Consider the following 19149-nt stretch of genomic DNA (forward strand, 5'->3'; position numbering starts at 1 on the left):
CAGACTGCTCCTTCAAAGATTGCGCGCAATGACCATGCGCTGAATGTCGCTGGTGCCTTCGTAGATCTGGCAGACCCGAACGTCGCGGTAGATCCGCTCCAGCGGGAAGTCGCTCAGATAGCCATAACCGCCGAGCGTCTGCAAGGCATCCGAACAGACCTTTTCTGCCATTTCCGAGGCGAAAAGCTTCGCCATGGAGGCTTCGACCAGCGCCGGACGGCCTGCGTCGCGCAGTGCCGCGGCATGCAGCACCATCTGCCGGGCCACGGCGATGCGCGTGGCCATATCGGCCAGGCGGAAGGCCACGGCCTGATGCTCGATCAGTGGCTTGCCGAAGCTCTGGCGCTCATTGGCGTAGTCGCGCGCCACTTCGAATGCCGCCCTGGCCATACCCACGGCCTGGGAGGCAATGCCGATGCGCCCGCCCTCAAGGTTGGCCAGGGCAATCTTGTAACCCTCGCCCTCTTCGCCCAGGCGATTGGCCATCGGCACACGCACCTCGTCGAACACGATCTGGCAAGTGTCGGAAGCATGCTGACCCAGCTTGTCTTCGACCCGCGCCACCTGGTAACCCGGCGAATCGGTGGGCACGATGAACGCACTGATGCCACGCTTACCGGCCTCAGGGTCGGTCACGGCGAAGACAATCACCACCCCGGCGTTCTGTCCGGAGGTGATGAACTGTTTGCTGCCGCTGAGCACATAGTGGTCGCCGTCGCGGCGTGCGCGGGTTTTCAGGCTGCTGGCGTCGGAGCCGGCCTGGGGTTCGGTCAGGGCGAACGCGCCGAGCATTTGGCCGCTGGCCAGCGGCGTCAGGAACTGCGCTTTTTGCTGCTCGTTGCCAAAGCGCAGGATCGGCACGCAGCCGACCGAGTTGTGCACGCTCATGATGGTCGAACAGGCACCATCGCCCGCGGCGATTTCTTCCAGTGCCATGGCATAGGCCACATACCCGGTGTCGCTACCGCCCCATTGCTCCGGCACCAGCATGCCGAACAGGCCCAGCTCAGCCATCTCGGCGATGGCTTCGCGAGGGAAGCGGTGCTCCTTGTCCCACTGCTCGGCAAAAGGTTTCAGGCGCTCCTGCGCGAATGCACGGACGGCGTCGGCGATCTGTTGTTGCTCGTCAGTTACCAGCATGGTTCACCTCAATACAGGCACTCGACGGCCATGGCCGTAGCCTCGCCACCGCCGATGCAGATGGCCGCCACGCCGCGGCGCAGATTGTTCTGGCGCAAGGCCGATAGCAAGGTCACCAGGATGCGTGCGCCGGAGGCACCGATCGGATGGCCCAGGGCGCAGGCGCCGCCATGGATATTGACCTTCTCGTGCGGCAGATCCAGGTGTTTCATGGCCGCCAAGGTGACCACCGCGAAGGCTTCGTTGATCTCGAACAGGTCCACCTCGGCCAGGTTCCAGCCAGTGCGCTTGATCAATTTGTCGATGGCGCCAATGGGTGCGGTGGGGAACAACGCCGGGGCGTCGGCGAAGGCCGCGTGGCCATGGATCACCGCCAGCGGCTTGAGCCCGCGCTTTTGCGCCTCGGAGCGGCGCATCAACACCAGCGCGGCAGCGCCATCGGAAATCGAGCTGGAGTTGGCGGCCGTCACGGTGCCGCCGTCGCGGAAGGCCGGGCGCAGTTGCGGGATCTTGTCCAGGCGAGCCTTCGGTGGCTGCTCGTCGTCGCTGACCAGGCGCTTCTCTTTGCCCTCGGTGACCTCCACCGGCACGATCTCTGCGGCGAAGCGGCCGTTCTTGATAGCGTCCTGAGCGCGGGTCAACGAGGCGATGGCGAACTGGTCCTGAGCCTCGCGGCTGAACCCATTGGCCTGGGCGCAATCCTCGGCGAAGGTGCCCATCAGACGGCCCTTGTCGTAGGCGTCTTCCAGACCGTCCATGAACATGTGGTCGATGATCTTGCCATGGCCCATGCGGTAGCCGCCGCGGGCTTTGTCCAGCAGGTATGGCGCATTGGTCATGCTTTCCATGCCGCCGGCCACCACCACATCGGCGCTGCCGGCCAGCAGCAGGTCATGGGCCATGATCGCCGCCTGCATGCCCGAGCCGCACATCTTGTTCAGGGTGGTACAGGTGGTGTGCTTGTTCAGCCCCGCGCCAAGCGCAGCCTGGCGTGCCGGTGCCTGGCCGAGGCCTGCCGGCAGGACACAACCGAACAGCACCTGCTCGACGCTGTCGCCCTGGATACCGGCACGCTCGACGGCGGCACGGATGGCGGCAGCGCCCAGCTGCGGCGCACTCAGGCTCTTGAGGTCGCCCTGCAGACCGCCCATGGGCGTGCGCACGGCGCTGACGATGACGATCGGGTCGTTGGCGAGTGTCATGTGCGGATCTCCTTACTTGGCAGCCATGCGCAAGGCACCGTCGAGGCGGATCACCTCGCCGTTGAGCATGCTGTTCTCGATGATATGGCGGGCCAGGGCTGCGTATTCCTGCGGGCGCCCAAGGCGCGGCGGGAACGGCACGCCAGCGGCCAGGGAGTCGCGGACCTCCTGGGTCATGCCGGCCATCATGGGCGTCTCGAAGATGCCTGGGGCAATGGTCATCACGCGGATACCGAAACGCGCCAGCTCACGGGCCGTCGGCAAGGTCAGGCTGGCGATGGCGCCTTTGGAAGCGGCATAGGCGGCCTGGCCGATCTGCCCGTCGTAGGCGGCGATCGAGGCGGTATTGATGATCACCCCGCGCTCGCCGCCTTCGTCCGCCGCCCCTTCGGCCATGGCCGCCGCCGCCAGGCGCAGCAGGTTGAAACTGCCGATCAGGTTGACGTTGATCACCTTGGCGAAGCTGGCCAGGCCATGGGGGCCATGTTTGCCTAGGACCTTCTCGGCGCCGACGATGCCGGCGCAATTGACCAGCCCGTGCAGGCTGCCGAAGGCGCTGACCGCAGCATCGACGGCCGCTTTGGCCGCCTGCTCGTCGCTGATGTCGGCGACGGCGAAGCGGGCCTGCTCGCCCAGCTCACGGGCCTTGGCCTCGACCGCTTCGGCATTGAGGTCGACCAGCATGACCTTGGCACCGGCGGCGACCAGCATCTGCGCGGTGGCAGCACCGAGCCCGGAAGCTGCGCCACTGACGATGAAATGCTTGTTGGCTATCTGCATGATGTACTTCCTCAGGCGCTGGCGTGTGAAGCCTGCGCGGCTTGTTGTAGGGCAATTTCCTGATTACGCAGGATGAAGCGTTGCAGCTTGCCGCTCGGCGTCTTGGGCAGCTCGCTGACGAATTCGATTTCCCTCGGGTAGGCATGGGCGTACAGACGCTGACGCACATGCTGGCGCAGGGCTTCCTCCAGTTCGGCGCTGCCTTCGAACCCCTTGGCCAGCACCACGAATGCCTTGATCAGTTCGGTACGTTCCGGATCGGGTTTGCCGATCACCGCAGCCTCGATCACCGCTGGATGTTCGATCAGCGCACTCTCCACGTCGAACGGCCCGACCCGGTAGCCTGAGGTGGTGATCACATCGTCACTGCGACCGACAAAGCTGATGCTGCCATCGGCATTGAGCTCGACGGTGTCACCGCTCAGGTAGTACTTGCCGACGAAGGCCTTGGTCGGCAACCCGTGGTAGCCCCCGAACCAGCATAGCGGCGACTGTTCGCGATCGACGGCGAGGATGCCGGGCTGTCCGGACGGCAACTCGTTGCCCTGCTCGTTCAGCACCACGATGCGGTGGCCGGGGATGGCGAAGCCGGCCGAGCCTGGGTGGACGGTATGCTTGAGCGCGTGGTGGTTGCACAGCACCATGCCGAGCTCGGTCTGGCCGTAATGGTCGTGGATGGTCACGCCCAGCTCGTCCGCGAACCAGCGAATGACCTCCGGGTTCAGCGGCTCGCCGGCACTGCTGACCACCCGCAGACGACCTTTGATCGGTGCCGAGAAATCGCTGCCGGCGGCTATCAGCAGCCGATAAGCAGTCGGTGAGCCGGCCAGGTTGGTGATGCCGTGCTTGTCGATCATCCGTGCGCAGCTCTCGACGCTGAACGGGCCGTCGTAAAAGGTGGTGGCGTGCCCCAAGGCCAACGGGCCGGTGACGGCGTAGTAAAGACCATAGGCCCAGCCCGGGTCCGCCAGGTTCCAGAAGTTGTCGTCCGGGCGCAGATCGATGGCATCGCGCATGTAGCCTTGGAAGGCGACGATGGCCCGCAACGGCACCTCCAGTGGCTTGGCCGGCCCGGTGGTGCCGGAGGTGAACATCAGCAGGAAGGGGTCGTCCCCAGTACGCCACACAGGCTCGCATTCGTTGGGGGCAGCGTTGAGCTCGGTATGAAAATCCAGCTCACCGGCCGCCGCGCCCACCGTGATGATCGTCGGGCAATCCGCGACATCGTTGAGCTTGGGCCGGTTGTTGCGCTCGGTGACCACCACACGGGCGTGGGACCGCTCCAGGCGATGCTCGATCGCCTTGGGACCGAAGGCGGTGAATAGCGGCTGGTAGACCGCCCCCAGACGCCAGGTGGCGAGAATGCTCACCAACAACTCAGGGGTGCGTGGCATCAGGCCGGCGACCCGGTCACCGGCGCCGACGCCTTGAGCCTTCAAGACATTGGCAAAGCGCTTGGCCAGGGCCTGCAGTTGGTCGAAGCTGTAGACCGCGCCATTACCGTCGCGATCCTCCCAGATCAACGCAGGCCGATCGCTGCCCACATGGCGGTCGCAGCATTCGACACAGGCATTCAGGGCCTGCAGGTTGCCCTGCAACGCAGCCTGGACAGCCTGGGTGTAATCGAACGAACGGGCGGCTTCGGCGTAGTCACGCATCGTCAGACTCCTGGTTATTGTTGTTGGAGTGGACCCTTTGTCTGACGATGTTCGCGCCGGTCACCCAGGCCGGCAATGGCCAAAGCTGTCAATCTGGATGACCGGTTTGGCCGTTGTCATCTCACGCCTGATCGAGGGCCTGCGACTCGAGGATTTCGCAGGTCAACAGCTCGACCCTCTTCTGCACCGCCGCCTCTCGCGCCTTCTGCAAACGCGCCCATCGCTCGGTGTACTCCTGGCTGGAGAGCCCTGTGCGGGCGTCGTCCAGTTCCGAGCCTTGCGCCTCGAAAGACGCGCCAAGATCGGCAAAGGCCGCCGGATGGCGGGCTTGCACGTAGTCGCGCCAGAACTGCCTCCCCCCCAGGCTCTCGGCCAGCGCTTGATTGGTTTGCGCAGCCTGCACGGTGCGCAAGGCCTCTTGCAACTGTGCTTCGCTGACGTTGGCCAGGTTCGTGAAGCGCATCGTGCGCGGCTGGAAAGGCAAGTCCAGGGTCTGGGCCAGGCGCACCCGGTAGAACAGATCGATCTCGACGGCATCGACGGCCCGCCCGGCAGCCACCCGCTGGGCAATGTCCCGGGAGGCGAAACGCTGCACCTGATCCAGGCGGAACAACTTGCGGCCCAGCTCCAGCAGCGCTTCGCCTGCGTCTTCAATACCCGTTCGATTTTCCACCTCGACCACCTGCCGGTGCACCAGCAGGTCACTGAACTGACGGGCAACGCTGTCGCTGCAGGTGCGCGGCTGATTGGCCCACGCATACAAACCGTCGCGCAGGGACGGGTTGTCGGCCAGGAACCCAATGAGTTCCCAGACTTGCTCGGCCAGATCCGCTGGCGTGCGTTGGTAATCCGATGTGCGTCGCAGTTCGCCCAATAGTTCGAACAGGCCGTTGCTTTCGGGTGTCGCGGCAAGGCTGTCCCATTGCGCCTGTCGAGCCTCGCGCAGATCGGCCTGGCCATCGTGCAGCCACCGGTCACGGGTTGTGATTGCTTCCACAACCTCGATGTCCAGCGGGTCATGGGGCAAATGGTCGATATCCAGCGCAACCAGGCGAGCCAATTCCCAAGACGGCAGCGGATTGCCCTCGATGATGAACGCCATCCGATGCGCCAAAGGCATGTGCAGCGTCTCGGTCGGAACACTGGCGATCAGGTTGTCACGCAGATCCACGTATGTGAGCCGTTCGCACAACTCGAGGCCCGACGGCCAGGTAGCCAGGCTGCATCGGCGCAGGCGTAGCTGATCCAGCCTTGGGAGATGGTTCCAGCGCATCTCCTGCGCCCCCAGTGGATTGAAGCTCAGGTCCAGCACCTGAAGCTCGGGCAATGTCGTGAGAATAGCGATGCCGGCGGCATCGAGCCGAATGCCGTTGCGCGCCAGCTGCAGGCTGCGCAGTTCGGACAGATATCCCAAGCCTTGGGGCACACGGCGCAGGCGGTTGTCCGCCAGGTTCAATCGCCGTACGGAACCGAAGCAGCGCAGGAACGGCGTAGGCACCTGCTCAAGATCCATGCTCGACAGTGACAGTTCCGTTACGTGCGCGAACTCGACCTCCGTGGGTATCTCAGGCAGGACCTGCGACGCGAAACCGCTCAGGTCCAAGCGCATGCCTTGTGGCTGCCCGTCTTCCCCGGTCACCGACTCCCCCTGCAGCCGCCAGCATTGGCGCAACCGCTGGCCCAGGTGTTGGCGCAGCGTGCGCCTGGATGCGCTCCCTTCAGCCGACACCCATAGGTTGAGCGCCTCGTCGAGCTGGGCATATTGGCTCTCCTGGACCAGCAACACTTCGAACGGCGAACCCGGTAAGCTGAGCAATTGCGCGAGAAATGCTTCCACCCGCTCGTCATCGAACTGCGGGTACAGGCTGCGAATACGTATCCGCAAGGTGTCCGCCGCACGCTGACGCACCGCGCCACGGCCACTGAGTGGATAGCCGAGCCGGCCATCGGTCAGGCGTCGGGGCAGATTGAGCGACGCTGCATGCTCCGGCCAGCTGAGCAGTTGCAACAGTGCCTTGCGCGTCGTCGGCAGTCGACCTTGAACCAGCAAACGCAACGCCTGTGGCACATCGCCGGCTGCCAAGCCCAACCGAGTGGCCTGCTCGGACGTCAGCGCGGCGCTGACCGCCTCGAAGATCCCGCCCGGCTCGGCGACGTCTGTTTCCAGCTCACGCCCATGGTAGTCATAGAGACGGAACCGGCCTTCCTTGCGCACCAGCAACGTTCGGGCCTCGTCACGCCTGGCCGTGGGCGCGATCACCGCCAGACGCGGGCCGGTGTCCGAACCTTCACGCAGCTCCAGGTTCACCTCTTGTGGCCAGTTGGGCACACGCGACAGCACGGCCAACACCAGTTCACCACACAGGTTGCTGTCGGCATGGGACAGGTAGACCCCTTCCAAGGCGCGCGCCAATCGAGCGTGCTGACTGAGCACGCGCGCCCTGCGCGCGAGCGCCAGAGGTATTCGGGACTCGGCCAACGCCAGGCTACGCTGCGCCGCGGACACATCGCTGATCGCGTCCTGAGCATAGGCCTCCGGTAATCCGGGAAAATCCCGCTTCAGCAGGGTGCGCAACGCATCGTCGGCCAGGGTCTCCTGGCTCAGGTGCTGGAGCAGTTGCTCGCGTAGCAGCGCCTGGTCACCCAGCAATTTTTCACGTCGGGCCGTCGGGCTCAGCGTCTGCAGTTCAGGTCGGGCATCGCACCATGCCTGGATCTGCGCCTCGCCCTCGGTGCCGGCGACCAGGTGATCGAAGAACGCCTCGATTCGTCCATGGGCCTCGAAACGCCGCAAGGTGCTGCGCAGTTGCACTGGCAATGGGCGGTTCTCCACCAGTAACGCGCGCAACTGGGTTTGGTCCATCACCGCGATGCGCAGAATCTGCTCGGCATGCTCGGCGTCCAGGGGCTCGGGCATCGGCCACAAGGTATCGAGCATTTGGGCGCTGTCGCTCCACTCCAGCGGGTTGTCCTGGCGCAGACGCCAGCAGCGCTCGCCATTGGTCTCGACGATTGGACCAAACGCGTCCTGGCGCTCAGGATGACGCAGACGCCAGGGGCCGTCCGATACCGGCCGGTGTACTTCGTAGTAGCGTTGCCCCCGGCGCAGCCAGCGCCGCTCGCCCGTGCCACAGAGCCCATCCGGCGCAGGCTGGGGGTCGGCCGGCGAACACGCATAGACACTCAAGTCGTTGTTCCAGAGCCGAGCCGTGCTGCCATCGACCGTCACCGGTTCCAGCGCATCGACGAACGCGCTGCGCTCAAACCCACTGGCCACGGCCTGGGCGCCGGTGGCCACCACGCCGGCCACCGCCAGGTTCTCTGCAACACCCAGCATATGATCAAGCGCCTCGTGCTGATGGCCGCGCTGCCAGTCCACTGCCCCCTCGAACACATGAGCCAATGTCTGCATGACGAACTGCCCCAGCAGCACGGCCCCGACAGTAGGCACGAACAACCCGGCCAGATTGGCCAAGCCAAGCCCCGCGTCCTTCCAAGCCTGCAGCCTGGACTTGCTGGCCTGGTGGTCCACTTCGGCGGTCGGTACCAACAGCAGGCGGGCATCGGCTTTCAGGCGCTCAACCTCGCGCTGCACAAGGCCATCGAATACATCGCCAGTCACCGGTTCGCCTTCGATCTGCAGATCAGGCTGGGTATCGGCCAGGCGCAGTTTGAGCAGTGCCAGCCATTCTGGCCGCTGGCCGAGCGCGATTCGCTGGCCGAACGATTGTTGATACTCCGGCCGCTTGAGTGACTCAACCAGGGCCTGGTTCAAGGCCGAGCGGGAAGAATAATGGCGCACGGCATGCTCCGGATCCCCTCCCAGGTAGAGCACCTGCCCCACATCCTCACCTTCACTGTCGCGCAGTTGCACCAGCAACCCATCCACCAAAGGCTGCCCGAGTACCGTCAGCAAGCCGGGATAGGCGAGTGTCTGCCCGCCCTGCTCGCTGCCAGCATCCACCACCCGCTCCAAGGCCGCCTGCGCGCTGCTGTCCAGCCGTCCTTCCAGCCCAGCGACAGCGGCCGCAAGCTTCAGACCTGCGCGCTTTTCGCCAGCCAAGGCGGTGCAAGTGGACGGGTCGAATACCTTGTTCAGCAAAGCCTGATAGCCAGCACCGGCGTCCAGTGCGCGGCATTGCCGGACCAGCTCGGTCAGGTCAGGTGTCAGCACGGTGTCTTTGCCTTCGGCCACCAAACCACTGCCGTCGTAGAACCGGGCGCCCTCGGTGAAGTTCTGCATCAGTCTCAGCAGACCGGGATGGCGACGCTCATCGGGCGTGTAATCCAGCCAACCGGTGCTCAATGGAACCTGCAGACTGGGCAGGATCTCGCGCCATTGCAGCGTATCGGGGGCCGGCGTGGTGGGCAGCAGCGGGCGCAGTTTTTCCTCCGCATACGCCTTGAGCCCGACCAGGGCTTCGGTCGCCTTGCTCACCTTGGCCTGGCTGGCCTTCAGTGCCTTGTAATGCGTCCGAAGCGCGCTGATCTGCCCAGGCGTGCCCTGCTCCAGCCAAGCAGGCAATCGCTTGATGATGAAGTCATCGGTAGCCGTGGCCAGCTTGGCTTTTTTTGCCGCATCCAGGGGTAGCTTGTCGCGCTTTGTCATGGTGAACCCTTCGTGTCGAAAGGCGCCACCTTGGCGACAGGCCGTCTCGCGCGGCAGACGGAAATCCGCCTAGGGCAGTGCCTTGGCCGGGCCGGACGTTCCGCTCAGCTCGCGGTAGTGCCCTGGGTTGCACCCAAACCATTTACGAAACGCCTTGTAGAAGGAGCTGCTGTCAGCGAACCCCAGACGTTCGGCGATAGTGCCCAGCCCTACCTCACAATCGGCCAGCCATTGGATCGCCAATTGGCGCCTTACGCTGTCCTTGAGGCCCTGGTAGGTTTGGCCTTCTTCGGCCAGACGACGGCGCAGCGTCGATGCAGACAGGCACAGCTGGCGTGCCAGCGTTTCGGCATCCGGCCAGGAGGCCGGGTCCAAGACCAGCAGGTCGTGGCGAATGCGCCGTGCCAGGCTGGCCGGATCGCGGTACTTGACGAGGATGTTGCCCGGCGCTTCGGCCAGAAAACGCTGCAGTTCCTCTGCTGTGCGCTTGAGCGGTACATCCAGGCAGTCGGCGGCGATGATCATGCGCGTGCGGGGTCGGTCGAACTGCAGGTTTTCCGAGAACATCACCCGATAATCGTCGCAAAACGGCGGCTCGGCACAGCGCAAATCGACGGCCAGGATCGGGATGCGTCGCCCGGCCAGCCAGCAGGCCACGCCGTGTACGATCATCCAGAAGGTGAAGTAGGTAAAGGCGCGGCGCGGTGTCTCCCGCGGCTCGTTGATGACGATTTCGGCCAGGCTCTGCTGGCGCACCAGGCTCGGCTGCAGGTCCTCGAGCATCAACGACAGAAACGCCAGGGCAGTTTCCAGCCCTGCACCGAGGGTGGGTTGGGCCATGCTGGCCCGGCACAGGAACGCCAGGCTGCCACTGCGCAGGCCGCGCGGGTCCATGGCGAAGAATTCGTCATTGCAACGGCGCGCCAGCAGGCGCCAGAGCCGGGCGTAGGCTTCTGCACTGACCCGTGCCTGGGGCAGGTCGAGCTCGCTGGCGTCGATGCCAGCACGGGCCAGCAAGGGCGCGTCAGCCTGCCCGGCCGGGCAGGTCTGCAACAGCGCCTCGCGCACCAGTTGCATGGAAATGGTGTCTTTCTCGCTCATTGGCCATCCAGCGCCTGTGTTGTTTCAGCCGGCCATCTTAGGCCCGTGGGGGAAAAACGCCAGCGCCGGGTAGCGGGGCTTGCTGCGTGGCGCTTGCTTCAAAGGCTTGCGGCCAACCCCAGGAACGCCTGGATCAGCCGCAATTCCCGGCGCCGCTCCAGGCAGCCGATCATGTGCCGATTGACCAAGCCTTCCCCGGCCAATGGCCTGGCCACCACCCGAGGGTCGTGGGCCACCTCCATCGACGAGACGATGCCAAAGCCCAACTCGGCCGCCACCGCCTCGGTGACCGCCTCGCGGCTGTCCAGCTCCAGCAACACCCGAGGCTGCACCTTGGCCGCGGTGCAGGCCTGGTCGAAGGTGCGGCGGGTCATGGAGCTGGGTTCGCGCAGTACCATGATCTGGCGGTCCAGGTCAGCCAGAGGCAACTCGCCCTCGCCTGCAGCCCAAGGATGGCTGGCCGGCAACAACACGCACAGCCGCGAGTCCCCCAGGCTTTGCAAGTACAGGCCCTTGCGCGGCTCGACCTCGGTGAGCACGGCCACGTCGGCGTGCTCGGACAACAGCGCCGCCAAGGTCTCCTGGGCGTTGCCCAGGCGCAGGTTGACGGTGATGCCCGGATAGCGCGCCCGCAGCATGCCAAGCATCGGCATCACCCGATGCGGGCCATCGGCCGCGACCTCCAGGCGCCCAGTGAGCAATTGCCGATTGGCCTCGAGCATCGCCTGGGCCTCTTCGGCCAGGCTGAACATCGCCCGGGTGATGGCCGCCAGACGCGTGCCCTCCTCGGTCAACTCCACCCGTCGCGCGGTCCGGCGCAACAACGTGATCTGGTAGTGCTCCTCCAGCGCCTTGACGTGTCCGGTCACCGCCGGCTGGCTGATGAACAGGCGCGCCGCGGCGCGGGTGAAGCTGCCTTCGCGGGCCACCGCATCGAAGGCACGCAGTTGGAACAGGTTCATAGCTATCGGCCTTACTTATGGCTGGCATAACGACAAACAATTTGATTGATAACTCGGCAAATTGCAATTTAGGCCCCGTAAGTTTCAGCCCACCGCTTGTGAGGAATACCGGAATGAGCAACGCCCCGATCCTGCTGACCCCTGGCCCATTGACCACCTCGTCCCGCACCCGCCAAGCCATGCTGGTGGACTGGGGCTCCTGGGACCGCGACTTCAACCAGCTGACCGCCAGCCTGTGCGAGCAACTGCTGGCCATCGTCAACGGCGCGGCCACCCACCACTGCGTCCCTCTGCAGGGCAGCGGCACCTTCGCCGTGGAGGCCGCCATCGGCACCCTGGTGCCACGCGACGGCAAAGTGCTGGTGCTGATCAACGGTGCCTACGGCCAGCGCCTGGCCAAGATCTGCAAGGTCCTGGGCCGTGCCTACAGCACCTTCGAGACCGCCGAAGACCAACCGACCACCGCCGCCGATGTCGACCGCCTGCTGGCCGCCGACCCGGCCGTCACCCACGTGGCGCTGATCCACTGCGAAACCAGCACCGGCATCCTCAACCCGCTGCCCGAGATCGCCCAGGTGGTCAAACGCCACGGCAAGCGCCTGATCATCGACGCCATGAGTTCCTTCGGCGCCCTGCCGATCGATGCCGCACACGTACCTTTCGAGGCCCTTATCGCCGCCTCCGGCAAGTGCCTTGAAGGCGTACCGGGGATGGGCTTCGTCTTCGCCGAGAAAAACGCCCTGGCCGCCTCCGAAGGCAACTGCCACTCCCTGGCCATGGACCTGCAAGACCAGCAGGCGTACATGGCCAAGACCGGCCAATGGCGCTTCACCCCGCCCACTCACGTAGTGGCGGCGTTGCATGAAGCCCTGGTGCAATACAACGAGGAAGGCGGCCTGCCCGCTCGTCACCAACGCTACGCCGACAACTGCAAGACCCTGCTCGAGGGCATGGCCAAGCTCGGCCTGCGCAGCTTCCTGCCTGCCGAGATCCAGGCGCCGATCATCGTCACCTTCCATGCTCCGCGAGACGCTCGCTACCAGTTCAAGGACTTCTACGAGCGCGTCAAGGCCAAGGGTTTCATCCTCTATCCGGGCAAGCTGACCCAGGTGGAAACTTTCCGCGTTGGCTGCATCGGCGTGGTGGGTGCCGAGGGCATGCAAGCTGCCGTCGATGCCGTAGCCCAGGTGCTGCGGGAAATGGAAGTGCTGGACATCTAATTCAACGACCGACCCTTTTCTTCAGGAACCCGCGCACATGAACTACAGCAACCCAACCCAGCTGCAAGCCGCCATCCTCGACTGGGCCGGTACCGTGGTCGACTTCGGCTCCTTCGCCCCGACCCAGATCTTCGTCGAAGCCTTCGCCGAATTCGATGTCCAGGTATCCATCGAAGAAGCCCGTGGCCCGATGGGCATGGGCAAGTGGGATCACATCCGTACCCTGTGCGATGTGCCCGAGATTGCCGAGCGCTACCGCAAAGTGTTCGGCCGTACGCCGACCGATGACGATGTCACCGCCATCTACGAACGCTTCATGCCCCTGCAGATCGAGAAGATCGCCGTGCACTCGGCGCTGATCCCAGGCGCCCTGGACACCCTGACAGGCCTGCGCAAGGACGGCCTGAAGATCGGCTCCTGCTCCGGCTACCCGAAAGTGGTGATGGACAAGGTGGTGGAGCTGGCCAAGCAGAATGGGTATGTCGCCGACCACGTGGTGGCCACCGACGAAACCCCGAACGGTCGTCCGTGGCCGGCCCAGGCCCTGGCCAACGTGATCGCCCTGGGCATCGATGATGTCGCCGCCTGCGTCAAGGTCGACGACACCGTGCCAGGCATACTCGAAGGCCGTCGCGCCGGCATGTGGACCGTCGCTCTGGTCTGTTCGGGCAACGCCCTGGGCCTGACCTGGGAGGGTTACCGCGCCCTGAGCGCCGAGAAGCTCGAAAGCGAGCGCAAGCGCATCCACGCGATGTTCGAAAGCTCCCGCCCACACTATCTGATCGACACCATCAACGAGCTGCCAGAGGTCATCGCCGACATCAACCGTCGCCTGGCCAAAGGGGAAATGCCACAGGCCTCGTAAGCCTCAGGTGCCGCTCGCGGACAAGCCCCACTTACAAGGGATGCACTGCCCCGTCAGTGCGGGCTCGTCCACGAATGGGTCGGATCGCTCATGCAGATGTCAGACCGCGCGGTTGAGCTTCACCCAGGCCGCGAACTTGTCGATGAAGGCCTGCAGGAACGGGCGAGTCTTGTCATTGAGCTTGCCCGAATCTTCGAACAGGCTCGCCGCCCCCCCGAGGTAGGCCTCCGGCATCTGCATGCAGGGCATGTCCAGGAACACCAGCGCCTGACGCACCGCATGGTTGGCCCCGAACCCTCCAATCGCGCCCGGCGATACGCTCACCACCGCTGCTGGCTTGCCGCTCCAGGCGCTTTGCCCGTAGGGTCGCGAGCCCACATCGATGGCATTCTTCAGCCCACCAGGGACCGAGCGGTTGTATTCAGGGGTGACGAACAGCACCGCGTCGCTGCGCCGGATCTCGTCGCGAAAACGCTTCCAGGCCTCCGGCGCATTGGCCTCGACATCTTCGTTGTACAACGGCAGGTCGCCGATTTCGACGATCTTCAGCGCAAGGCTGGAGGGCGCCAACTCTCCCAGGGCCCGGGCCACCTTGCGGTTGTAGGAATCCTTACGCAAGCTGCCGACGACGACCGCTACCGAATAAACCTGGCTCATGGTGGTGTGCAACCTCTATTGGTTGGGGAAGTTGTAGTTATAGATGACCGCTCCCCATTCCCGGAGTTTTTTTCCCACCTGCGGAAAACTTCCCCCCGGTTTCATCGGTCTATGCCTGCAGATGTTTCCGATAATTTCAGAGGTTTTCTCGCAAATGGCAGCAATCCTGGTCGGCCAATTCCACGCTCGTGACGCCGAAGGCCGCATCTATCCCGTGCACGAGTTCCAGGAGTCGACGCTCCAGGCCGACGGCAGCACCCTCGGCGCCCCCATCGTCACCTACCGACTGCCCGTCGGCGACCGGGTCAATCACCTGGGCGAAGACCGCTTCGAACTGGCCCGCAGCGGCGTTGAACTCATCCGCATTCCTTGATGCAGTCGACCGTATAGACGGGGCCCTGGCCAGCGTCTTCGCATTGCAGGCCATGGACATCGGCGACAAAACCCGGAAAACCGCTGTTGAAGGCCCGGGCGAAGGCCAGATAGTCGATGATTGCCCGCGTGGAGTCGGTAAAGCGCTCCCCCGGCATGATCAACGGAATGCCCGGTGGATACGGCACCAGCATGACCGCCGAGACACGCCCCAGCAGCGCCTCGATCGGCACGGCCTCCACCTCTGCCCGCACGAGTTGGTCATAGGCTTGGGCCGGGCTCATGGCCATCTCCGGCAAACGGGTGAACAGCCGCTTGAGCTGCTTGGCCGTTGCATTGGTCCGGTAGCAGTCATGCAACTGCTCACACAGATCACGCAGCCCTAGGCCCTGATAGCGTGACGGCGCTACCGCCATCACGCTGGGCAGACAAAGACTCAACGGTGTGTTGCCATCGTAGTGGCGCTTGAACTCCAGAAGCTCGGTGAGCAAGGTGCTCCACTTGCCCTTGGTAATACCCATGGAGAACAACACCAGGAAGCTGTACAACCCGGTCTTCTCCACCACCAGCCCTCGCTCCCAGAGAAACTTGCTCACCACCGCCGCCGGAATGCCGTGCTCGCCCAAGGCGCCCCCTGCCGTGAGCCCCGGCATCACCAGGGTGACCTTCAGCGGGTTGAGCAGCACGTAGTCCTGCTCCACTTCGCCAAAACCGTGCCACTCGGCGCCCGGCTGCAGCAGCCAGTCCTGCGCCGCCAGGCGGTGGATCCCTTCGGCTGCAGGTGGCTGCCAGATGCTGAACCACCAGTCATCAGCGGCGATGTGTTCACGCAGGTTAGCCAGTGCACGACGAAAGCTCAGGGCTTCGTCAAACATCTCCTGCAACAGCGAGCGCCCGGCCGGGCCTTCCATCATGCTCGACGCCACGTCCAGTGACGCCAGAATGCTGTACTGCGGCGAGGTGGAGATGTGCATCATGAAGGCTTCGTTGAAGCGGTCGCGGTCCAGTTGCCGCTGGCTGCCATCCTGCACGTGGATCATCGACGCCTGGCTGAACGCTGCCAGCAGTTTGTGGGTGGAATGGGTGCTGAACACCAGCGGGCTGCCGTCGCCACGCGCTGTGCCCATGGCATAGCGCCCGGCAAAGAACTCGTGGAAGGCGGCATAGGCGAACCAGGCTTCGTCGAAGTGCAGCACCTCGACACTGGCGCCGAGCTCCTGCTTGATCAGCCCTGCGTGATAGCACAAACCGTCATAGGTGGAGTTGGTCACCACGGCCAGGCGAATACGCGCCGCCCGCCCCCGGGCCAGAGGGTTGGCCTTGATTTTCGCCTGAATCGAGGCCGCGCTGAATTCGCTGAGCGGGATCGGACCGATGATGCCCAGTTCGTTGCGCTCCGGGCACAGGTAGACCGGGATGGCGCCAGTCATGATGATGGCGTGGACCACCGACTTGTGGCAGTTGCGATCCACCAGCACCAAGTCGTCGCGACCGACCATGGCATGCCAGACGATCTTGTTGGCGGTCGATGTACCGTTGATCACGAAGAACGTGTGGTCGGCGCCGAAGTTACGCGCAGCTCGGGCTTCGGCCTCGGCCAAAGGGCCTGTGTGGTCGAGCAGTGAGCCGAGCTCGGGCACCGAGACCGACAGGTCCGAGCGCAAGGTGTTTTCCCCGAAGAACTGATGGAACGCCTGCCCCACCGGGCTCTTGCGGTAGGCCACGCCACCGCCATGACCGGGCGTGTGCCAGGAATAGTTCGATTGCGCGGTGTGCTGCACCAGGGCCTTGAAGAACGGCGGTAACAAGCCGTCGAGATAATTGTGGGCGGCGCGGGCGACTTGACGGGCAAGAAAGGGGACGGTGTCTTCGAACAGGTAGAGGATGCCGCGCAACTGGTTGAGCTCGCTCATGGCTTCAGCCGGGGCATATTCGAGGGTGACCTGTTCACCGAGGGCGAAGATCGGCAGGTCTGGCGCACGTTGTCGCGCCAGGCGAATCAGCTCAGCCATGCTTTGCAACAGATGAGCGTCTTCTCCGACGCCTTCGGCGGCGATCAACATGCAGGCCAGGCCGTGATGGGTCGCCGCTACCAGCCTGGCTTCAGCCTGGTCGGCGGCGGCCAGGATGGCGAAACCGTCCTGGGCGAGCTCCTCGGCAATGCCGCGCACGCGCTCACCGGCGACGCTGTCGGCCTTGATCGCGCGGTGGACGATGAGGATGGGGAACTTGAGGTCCTTGTACATCGGCAACTACTCCCTTCGCAGGACAGGTCCGTCCTTTCAGGGTAGAAGCTGGCCGATCAGGCTGCGCATCTTTCTGCGGGCGCTGGCGTCGCCTGGGAAAGGGCCGCAGAGCGGCCCCGGTATAGCCAATCAGCTGGCGGCAGGCTCCGTGAGCGCCTGCCACATCGACGGCGCCCCCGCCGATTTGGCGATCGCTGCCAAGCGCTCGGCATGTGCTTCGAGCTCCTCGGCACTGGCCAGGATGACCCGCCCCGGCTGGCGCCCGACAATGCGGCGGATCTCGCTGCCGGTACCGCCTTCGCCGGACTCGTCGCCGTCTGCCCCATGGGCCGCCAGCGACAGGCTGGTCTGGCCACCGGTCATCGCCAGGTAGACGTCGGCCAGCAGTTCGGAGTCGAGCAGTGCGCCGTGCAGCTCACGACCGGAGTTGTCGATGCCATAGCGTTTGCACAACGCATCGAGGCTGTTGCGCTGGCCCGGGTGCCGCGCCCGCGCCAGCATCAGGGTGTCGATGACGGTGCAGTATTGGGAAACGTCGGCGCGGTCGTGCTGGCCCAGCAGGGCGAACTCGTTGTTGATGAAGCCAACGTCGAACGCCGCGTTGTGGATGACCAGGTGCGCGCCTTTGATGTACTCGAAGAACTCTTCGGCGACATCGGCGAATCGCGGTTTGCCGATCAGGAAGGCATCGGTGATGCCGTGCACCCCGATCGCGCCTTCGTCACTCTCGCGGTCCGGTTGCAGATAGACGTGGAAGTTGCGCCCGGTCAGGCGCCGGCCGATGACCTCGACGCAGCCGATCTCGATGATCCGGTGGCCTTCGGTGACCGGCATGCCGGTGGTTTCGGTATCGAGGACGACGTACCGGTTGACTTGCTGCTCCACGCGGGTGGCTCCAACTTGCATCAGGACAAAGCCGGGATTGTACCCCAAACGACAGGGTGGGGCGCTACGTCGGGTGAACCCGCTACCACCTGACCAACCCAGGCTTTGTGGCAGCGGCCATACCCGCTGCAGTGCACCTTTGACTCAAGGACTCAGCGCTTGGCACGCACTTCGTCGACACCGCGGTTGGCCAGTTGGTCGGCACGCTCGTTGCCAGGGTGGCCGATGTGTCCACGCACCCACTTCCAGGTAACCTTGTGACGGTTGACCTGCTCGTCGAGCTGCTGCCAGAGGTCGGCGTTTTTCACCGGTTCCTTGGCCGCCGTTTTCCAACCGCGCTTCTTCCAGTTGGCCATCCACTCGTTGATGCCTTTCATGACGTATTGCGAATCGGTGGTGAGCACCACCTCGCATTCACGCTTGAGTGCCATCAGCCCCTGGATCGCAGCCATCAGTTCCATGCGGTTGTTGGTGGTTTCGCGCTCGCCGCCCCACAGCTCCTTCTCGACGCCTTTGTAAATCATCAGCACACCCCAGCCACCCGGGCCCGGGTTGCCCTTGCAGGCACCATCGGTGTAGATCTCGACGCTCTCGCTCATGTACCGCCTTTTCGCTCTGTGATATCGACCGCAGGCCCCTCAGGGCTCACTGTGGCGACGATTGACCTTGGCCAGCGGCAACGGCAGCAGTTTGCCCATGGGTTCGCGGCGCTCCAGGCGCAGCGGCCGCAGGCCCACCACCATCTTGCGCGCTACCACCAGGTAAACCCCGCCGCCAGCAGTCTGCCAACCGCCGGCCATGCGCTCCCAACCAGCCAGGCGCTGGTGCCAGGCCGGCGAAGCAAGCGGCGGACGATAGCACCCGAAGCGGCGTTTCTCCAGCGCGAAGCCCAGCAGGTTGAGCCAGTCGCCAAGACGCGACGGCGAGATGCAACGAGCCTTGCGCAACGCCCCGTGACTGAAGAAATGGCGCACGCCCCAACTGCTCCAGGGGTTGATCCCGACGATCAGCAGATGCCCGCCCGGGCGCACGGCGCTGGCGGCTTCACGCAACAAGCCATGGGGCGAGAGGCTGAAATCCAGGCCATGCTGCAGCACCACCACGTCGGCGGCATGCTCGGAAAGCGGCCAGGCCTGTTCTTCGCAGACGATTTCCACTCCCGGCAAGGGGGCGCCCAGGCGCACGTTGCGCTGCACTTGAGGCGCATTGGGCGGAGGCTCGGCACAGGGGCCGTAATGCACCAAGAAGCCGCCGAAGAAGCGGCCGAGTTCATCCTCGAGGAGTTTTTCCTCCTCGCGCAACATCAACTGCCCGAGCGGCCCGTTGAACCACTCACGGGCCAGGCTCATCAGCGCGATCCAGTCAGGATCGGCCTGGGCAAAGGCTTTGTCGGTCATTGCGTTCTCCCTCGAAGGTTCTCCGTCCGCGCCATCGCGGCTAAGATGCCTTCAT

At 64.5% G+C, this 19149-nt stretch carries 15 protein-coding genes; 3 read left to right on the forward strand and 12 right to left on the reverse strand.

Features of this window, described 5'->3' with window-relative positions; translation table 11 throughout:
* Positions 1–12 precede the first annotated feature (12 nt).
* The 7 genes from BLS27_RS16770 to BLS27_RS16800 form a co-directional block, all read right to left on the reverse strand.
* Positions 13–1140: an acyl-CoA dehydrogenase gene (locus BLS27_RS16770; protein ID WP_090345830.1), complete on the reverse strand. Its 1128-nt coding sequence runs from the start codon at positions 1138–1140 to the stop codon at positions 13–15.
* An 8-nt stretch (positions 1141–1148) separates the two neighbouring features.
* Positions 1149–2342 carry an acetyl-CoA C-acyltransferase gene (locus BLS27_RS16775; protein WP_090345832.1) on the reverse strand — a complete coding sequence of 398 codons (1194 nt, stop codon included), beginning with the start codon at positions 2340–2342 and terminating at the stop codon, positions 1149–1151.
* Positions 2343–2354: 12 nt separating this feature from the next.
* Positions 2355–3122, reverse strand: a complete 768-nt coding sequence (locus BLS27_RS16780; RefSeq protein WP_090345834.1) for an SDR family NAD(P)-dependent oxidoreductase — start codon at positions 3120–3122, stop codon at positions 2355–2357.
* An 11-nt stretch (positions 3123–3133) separates the two neighbouring features.
* Positions 3134–4780 carry an AMP-binding protein gene (locus BLS27_RS16785; protein WP_090345836.1) on the reverse strand — a complete coding sequence of 549 codons (1647 nt, stop codon included), beginning with the start codon at positions 4778–4780 and terminating at the stop codon, positions 3134–3136.
* 121 nt (positions 4781–4901) lie between these two features.
* Complete coding sequence (locus BLS27_RS16790) at positions 4902–9389, reverse strand: NEL-type E3 ubiquitin ligase domain-containing protein (protein ID WP_090345838.1); 4488 nt, start codon at positions 9387–9389, stop codon at positions 4902–4904.
* A 69-nt stretch (positions 9390–9458) separates the two neighbouring features.
* Positions 9459–10490 (reverse strand): AraC family transcriptional regulator, encoded by a 1032-nt coding sequence (locus tag BLS27_RS16795; protein WP_090345841.1) that lies wholly within the window; start codon positions 10488–10490, stop codon positions 9459–9461.
* Positions 10491–10588: 98 nt separating this feature from the next.
* The gene (locus BLS27_RS16800; protein ID WP_043214119.1) at positions 10589–11452 is read right to left on the reverse strand and encodes a LysR substrate-binding domain-containing protein; all 864 of its coding nucleotides are present in this window, start codon (positions 11450–11452) and stop codon (positions 10589–10591) included.
* A 113-nt stretch (positions 11453–11565) separates the two neighbouring features.
* On the opposite strand from BLS27_RS16800, the gene BLS27_RS16805 reads away from it, so the two are divergent.
* Entirely contained in the window at positions 11566–12672 is a 1107-nt protein-coding gene (locus BLS27_RS16805; RefSeq protein ID WP_043214121.1) for a 2-aminoethylphosphonate--pyruvate transaminase, read from the forward strand.
* A gap of 37 nt (positions 12673–12709) precedes the next feature.
* On the forward strand, positions 12710–13537 hold the full coding sequence (gene phnX / locus BLS27_RS16810) for a phosphonoacetaldehyde hydrolase (RefSeq protein ID WP_043214125.1): 828 nt from the start codon (positions 12710–12712) through the stop codon (positions 13535–13537).
* 99 nt (positions 13538–13636) lie between these two features.
* Here phnX and BLS27_RS16815 read toward each other — a convergent pair whose 3' ends face one another.
* Positions 13637–14194: an NADPH-dependent FMN reductase gene (locus BLS27_RS16815; protein WP_090345844.1), complete on the reverse strand. Its 558-nt coding sequence runs from the start codon at positions 14192–14194 to the stop codon at positions 13637–13639.
* Between the two features lie 154 nt (positions 14195–14348).
* Here BLS27_RS16815 and BLS27_RS16820 point away from each other — a divergent pair, with 154 nt between their 5' ends.
* Positions 14349–14567 carry a hypothetical protein gene (locus BLS27_RS16820; protein ID WP_043214129.1) on the forward strand — a complete coding sequence of 73 codons (219 nt, stop codon included), beginning with the start codon at positions 14349–14351 and terminating at the stop codon, positions 14565–14567.
* Here the strand turns inward: BLS27_RS16820 and BLS27_RS16825 are convergent.
* From BLS27_RS16825 to BLS27_RS16840, 4 genes are all read right to left on the reverse strand, one after another.
* Positions 14551–16812 carry an Orn/Lys/Arg family decarboxylase gene (locus tag BLS27_RS16825; RefSeq protein ID WP_090345846.1) on the reverse strand — a complete coding sequence of 754 codons (2262 nt, stop codon included), beginning with the start codon at positions 16810–16812 and terminating at the stop codon, positions 14551–14553. The genes BLS27_RS16820 and BLS27_RS16825 overlap by 17 nt on opposite strands.
* A 129-nt stretch (positions 16813–16941) precedes the next feature.
* Positions 16942–17718: a DNA polymerase III subunit epsilon gene (gene dnaQ, locus BLS27_RS16830; RefSeq protein ID WP_043214132.1), complete on the reverse strand. Its 777-nt coding sequence runs from the start codon at positions 17716–17718 to the stop codon at positions 16942–16944.
* Between the two features lie 131 nt (positions 17719–17849).
* Positions 17850–18296, reverse strand: a complete 447-nt coding sequence (rnhA, locus tag BLS27_RS16835; RefSeq protein ID WP_043214135.1) for a ribonuclease HI — start codon at positions 18294–18296, stop codon at positions 17850–17852.
* Between the two features lie 39 nt (positions 18297–18335).
* Positions 18336–19094: a class I SAM-dependent methyltransferase gene (locus BLS27_RS16840; protein ID WP_043214136.1), complete on the reverse strand. Its 759-nt coding sequence runs from the start codon at positions 19092–19094 to the stop codon at positions 18336–18338.
* Positions 19095–19149 lie beyond the last annotated feature (55 nt).

Origin of the sequence: Pseudomonas guariconensis (assembly GCF_900102675.1) — a bacterium.
Taxonomy (GTDB): domain Bacteria; phylum Pseudomonadota; class Gammaproteobacteria; order Pseudomonadales; family Pseudomonadaceae; genus Aquipseudomonas; species Aquipseudomonas guariconensis.

Bases quoted from the DNA above. Each gene is read 5' to 3' on its own strand.
- BLS27_RS16770 (WP_090345830.1), bottom strand. From the start codon at position 1,140: ATGCTGGTAACTGACGAGCAACAACAGATCGCCGACGCCGTCCGTGCA.
- BLS27_RS16775 (WP_090345832.1), bottom strand. From the start codon at position 2,342: ATGACACTCGCCAACGACCCGATCGTCATCGTCAGCGCCGTGCGCACG.
- BLS27_RS16780 (WP_090345834.1), bottom strand. From the start codon at position 3,122: ATGCAGATAGCCAACAAGCATTTCATCGTCAGTGGCGCAGCTTCCGGG.
- BLS27_RS16785 (WP_090345836.1), bottom strand. From the start codon at position 4,780: ATGCGTGACTACGCCGAAGCCGCCCGTTCGTTCGATTACACCCAGGCT.
- BLS27_RS16790 (WP_090345838.1), bottom strand. From the start codon at position 9,389: ATGACAAAGCGCGACAAGCTACCCCTGGATGCGGCAAAAAAAGCCAAG.
- BLS27_RS16795 (WP_090345841.1), bottom strand. From the start codon at position 10,490: ATGAGCGAGAAAGACACCATTTCCATGCAACTGGTGCGCGAGGCGCTG.
- BLS27_RS16800 (WP_043214119.1), bottom strand. From the start codon at position 11,452: ATGAACCTGTTCCAACTGCGTGCCTTCGATGCGGTGGCCCGCGAAGGC.
- BLS27_RS16805 (WP_043214121.1), top strand. From the start codon at position 11,566: ATGAGCAACGCCCCGATCCTGCTGACCCCTGGCCCATTGACCACCTCG.
- phnX (WP_043214125.1), top strand. From the start codon at position 12,710: ATGAACTACAGCAACCCAACCCAGCTGCAAGCCGCCATCCTCGACTGG.
- BLS27_RS16815 (WP_090345844.1), bottom strand. From the start codon at position 14,194: ATGAGCCAGGTTTATTCGGTAGCGGTCGTCGTCGGCAGCTTGCGTAAG.
- BLS27_RS16820 (WP_043214129.1), top strand. From the start codon at position 14,349: ATGGCAGCAATCCTGGTCGGCCAATTCCACGCTCGTGACGCCGAAGGC.
- BLS27_RS16825 (WP_090345846.1), bottom strand. From the start codon at position 16,812: ATGTACAAGGACCTCAAGTTCCCCATCCTCATCGTCCACCGCGCGATC.
- dnaQ (WP_043214132.1), bottom strand. From the start codon at position 17,718: ATGCAAGTTGGAGCCACCCGCGTGGAGCAGCAAGTCAACCGGTACGTC.
- rnhA (WP_043214135.1), bottom strand. From the start codon at position 18,296: ATGAGCGAGAGCGTCGAGATCTACACCGATGGTGCCTGCAAGGGCAAC.
- BLS27_RS16840 (WP_043214136.1), bottom strand. From the start codon at position 19,094: ATGACCGACAAAGCCTTTGCCCAGGCCGATCCTGACTGGATCGCGCTG.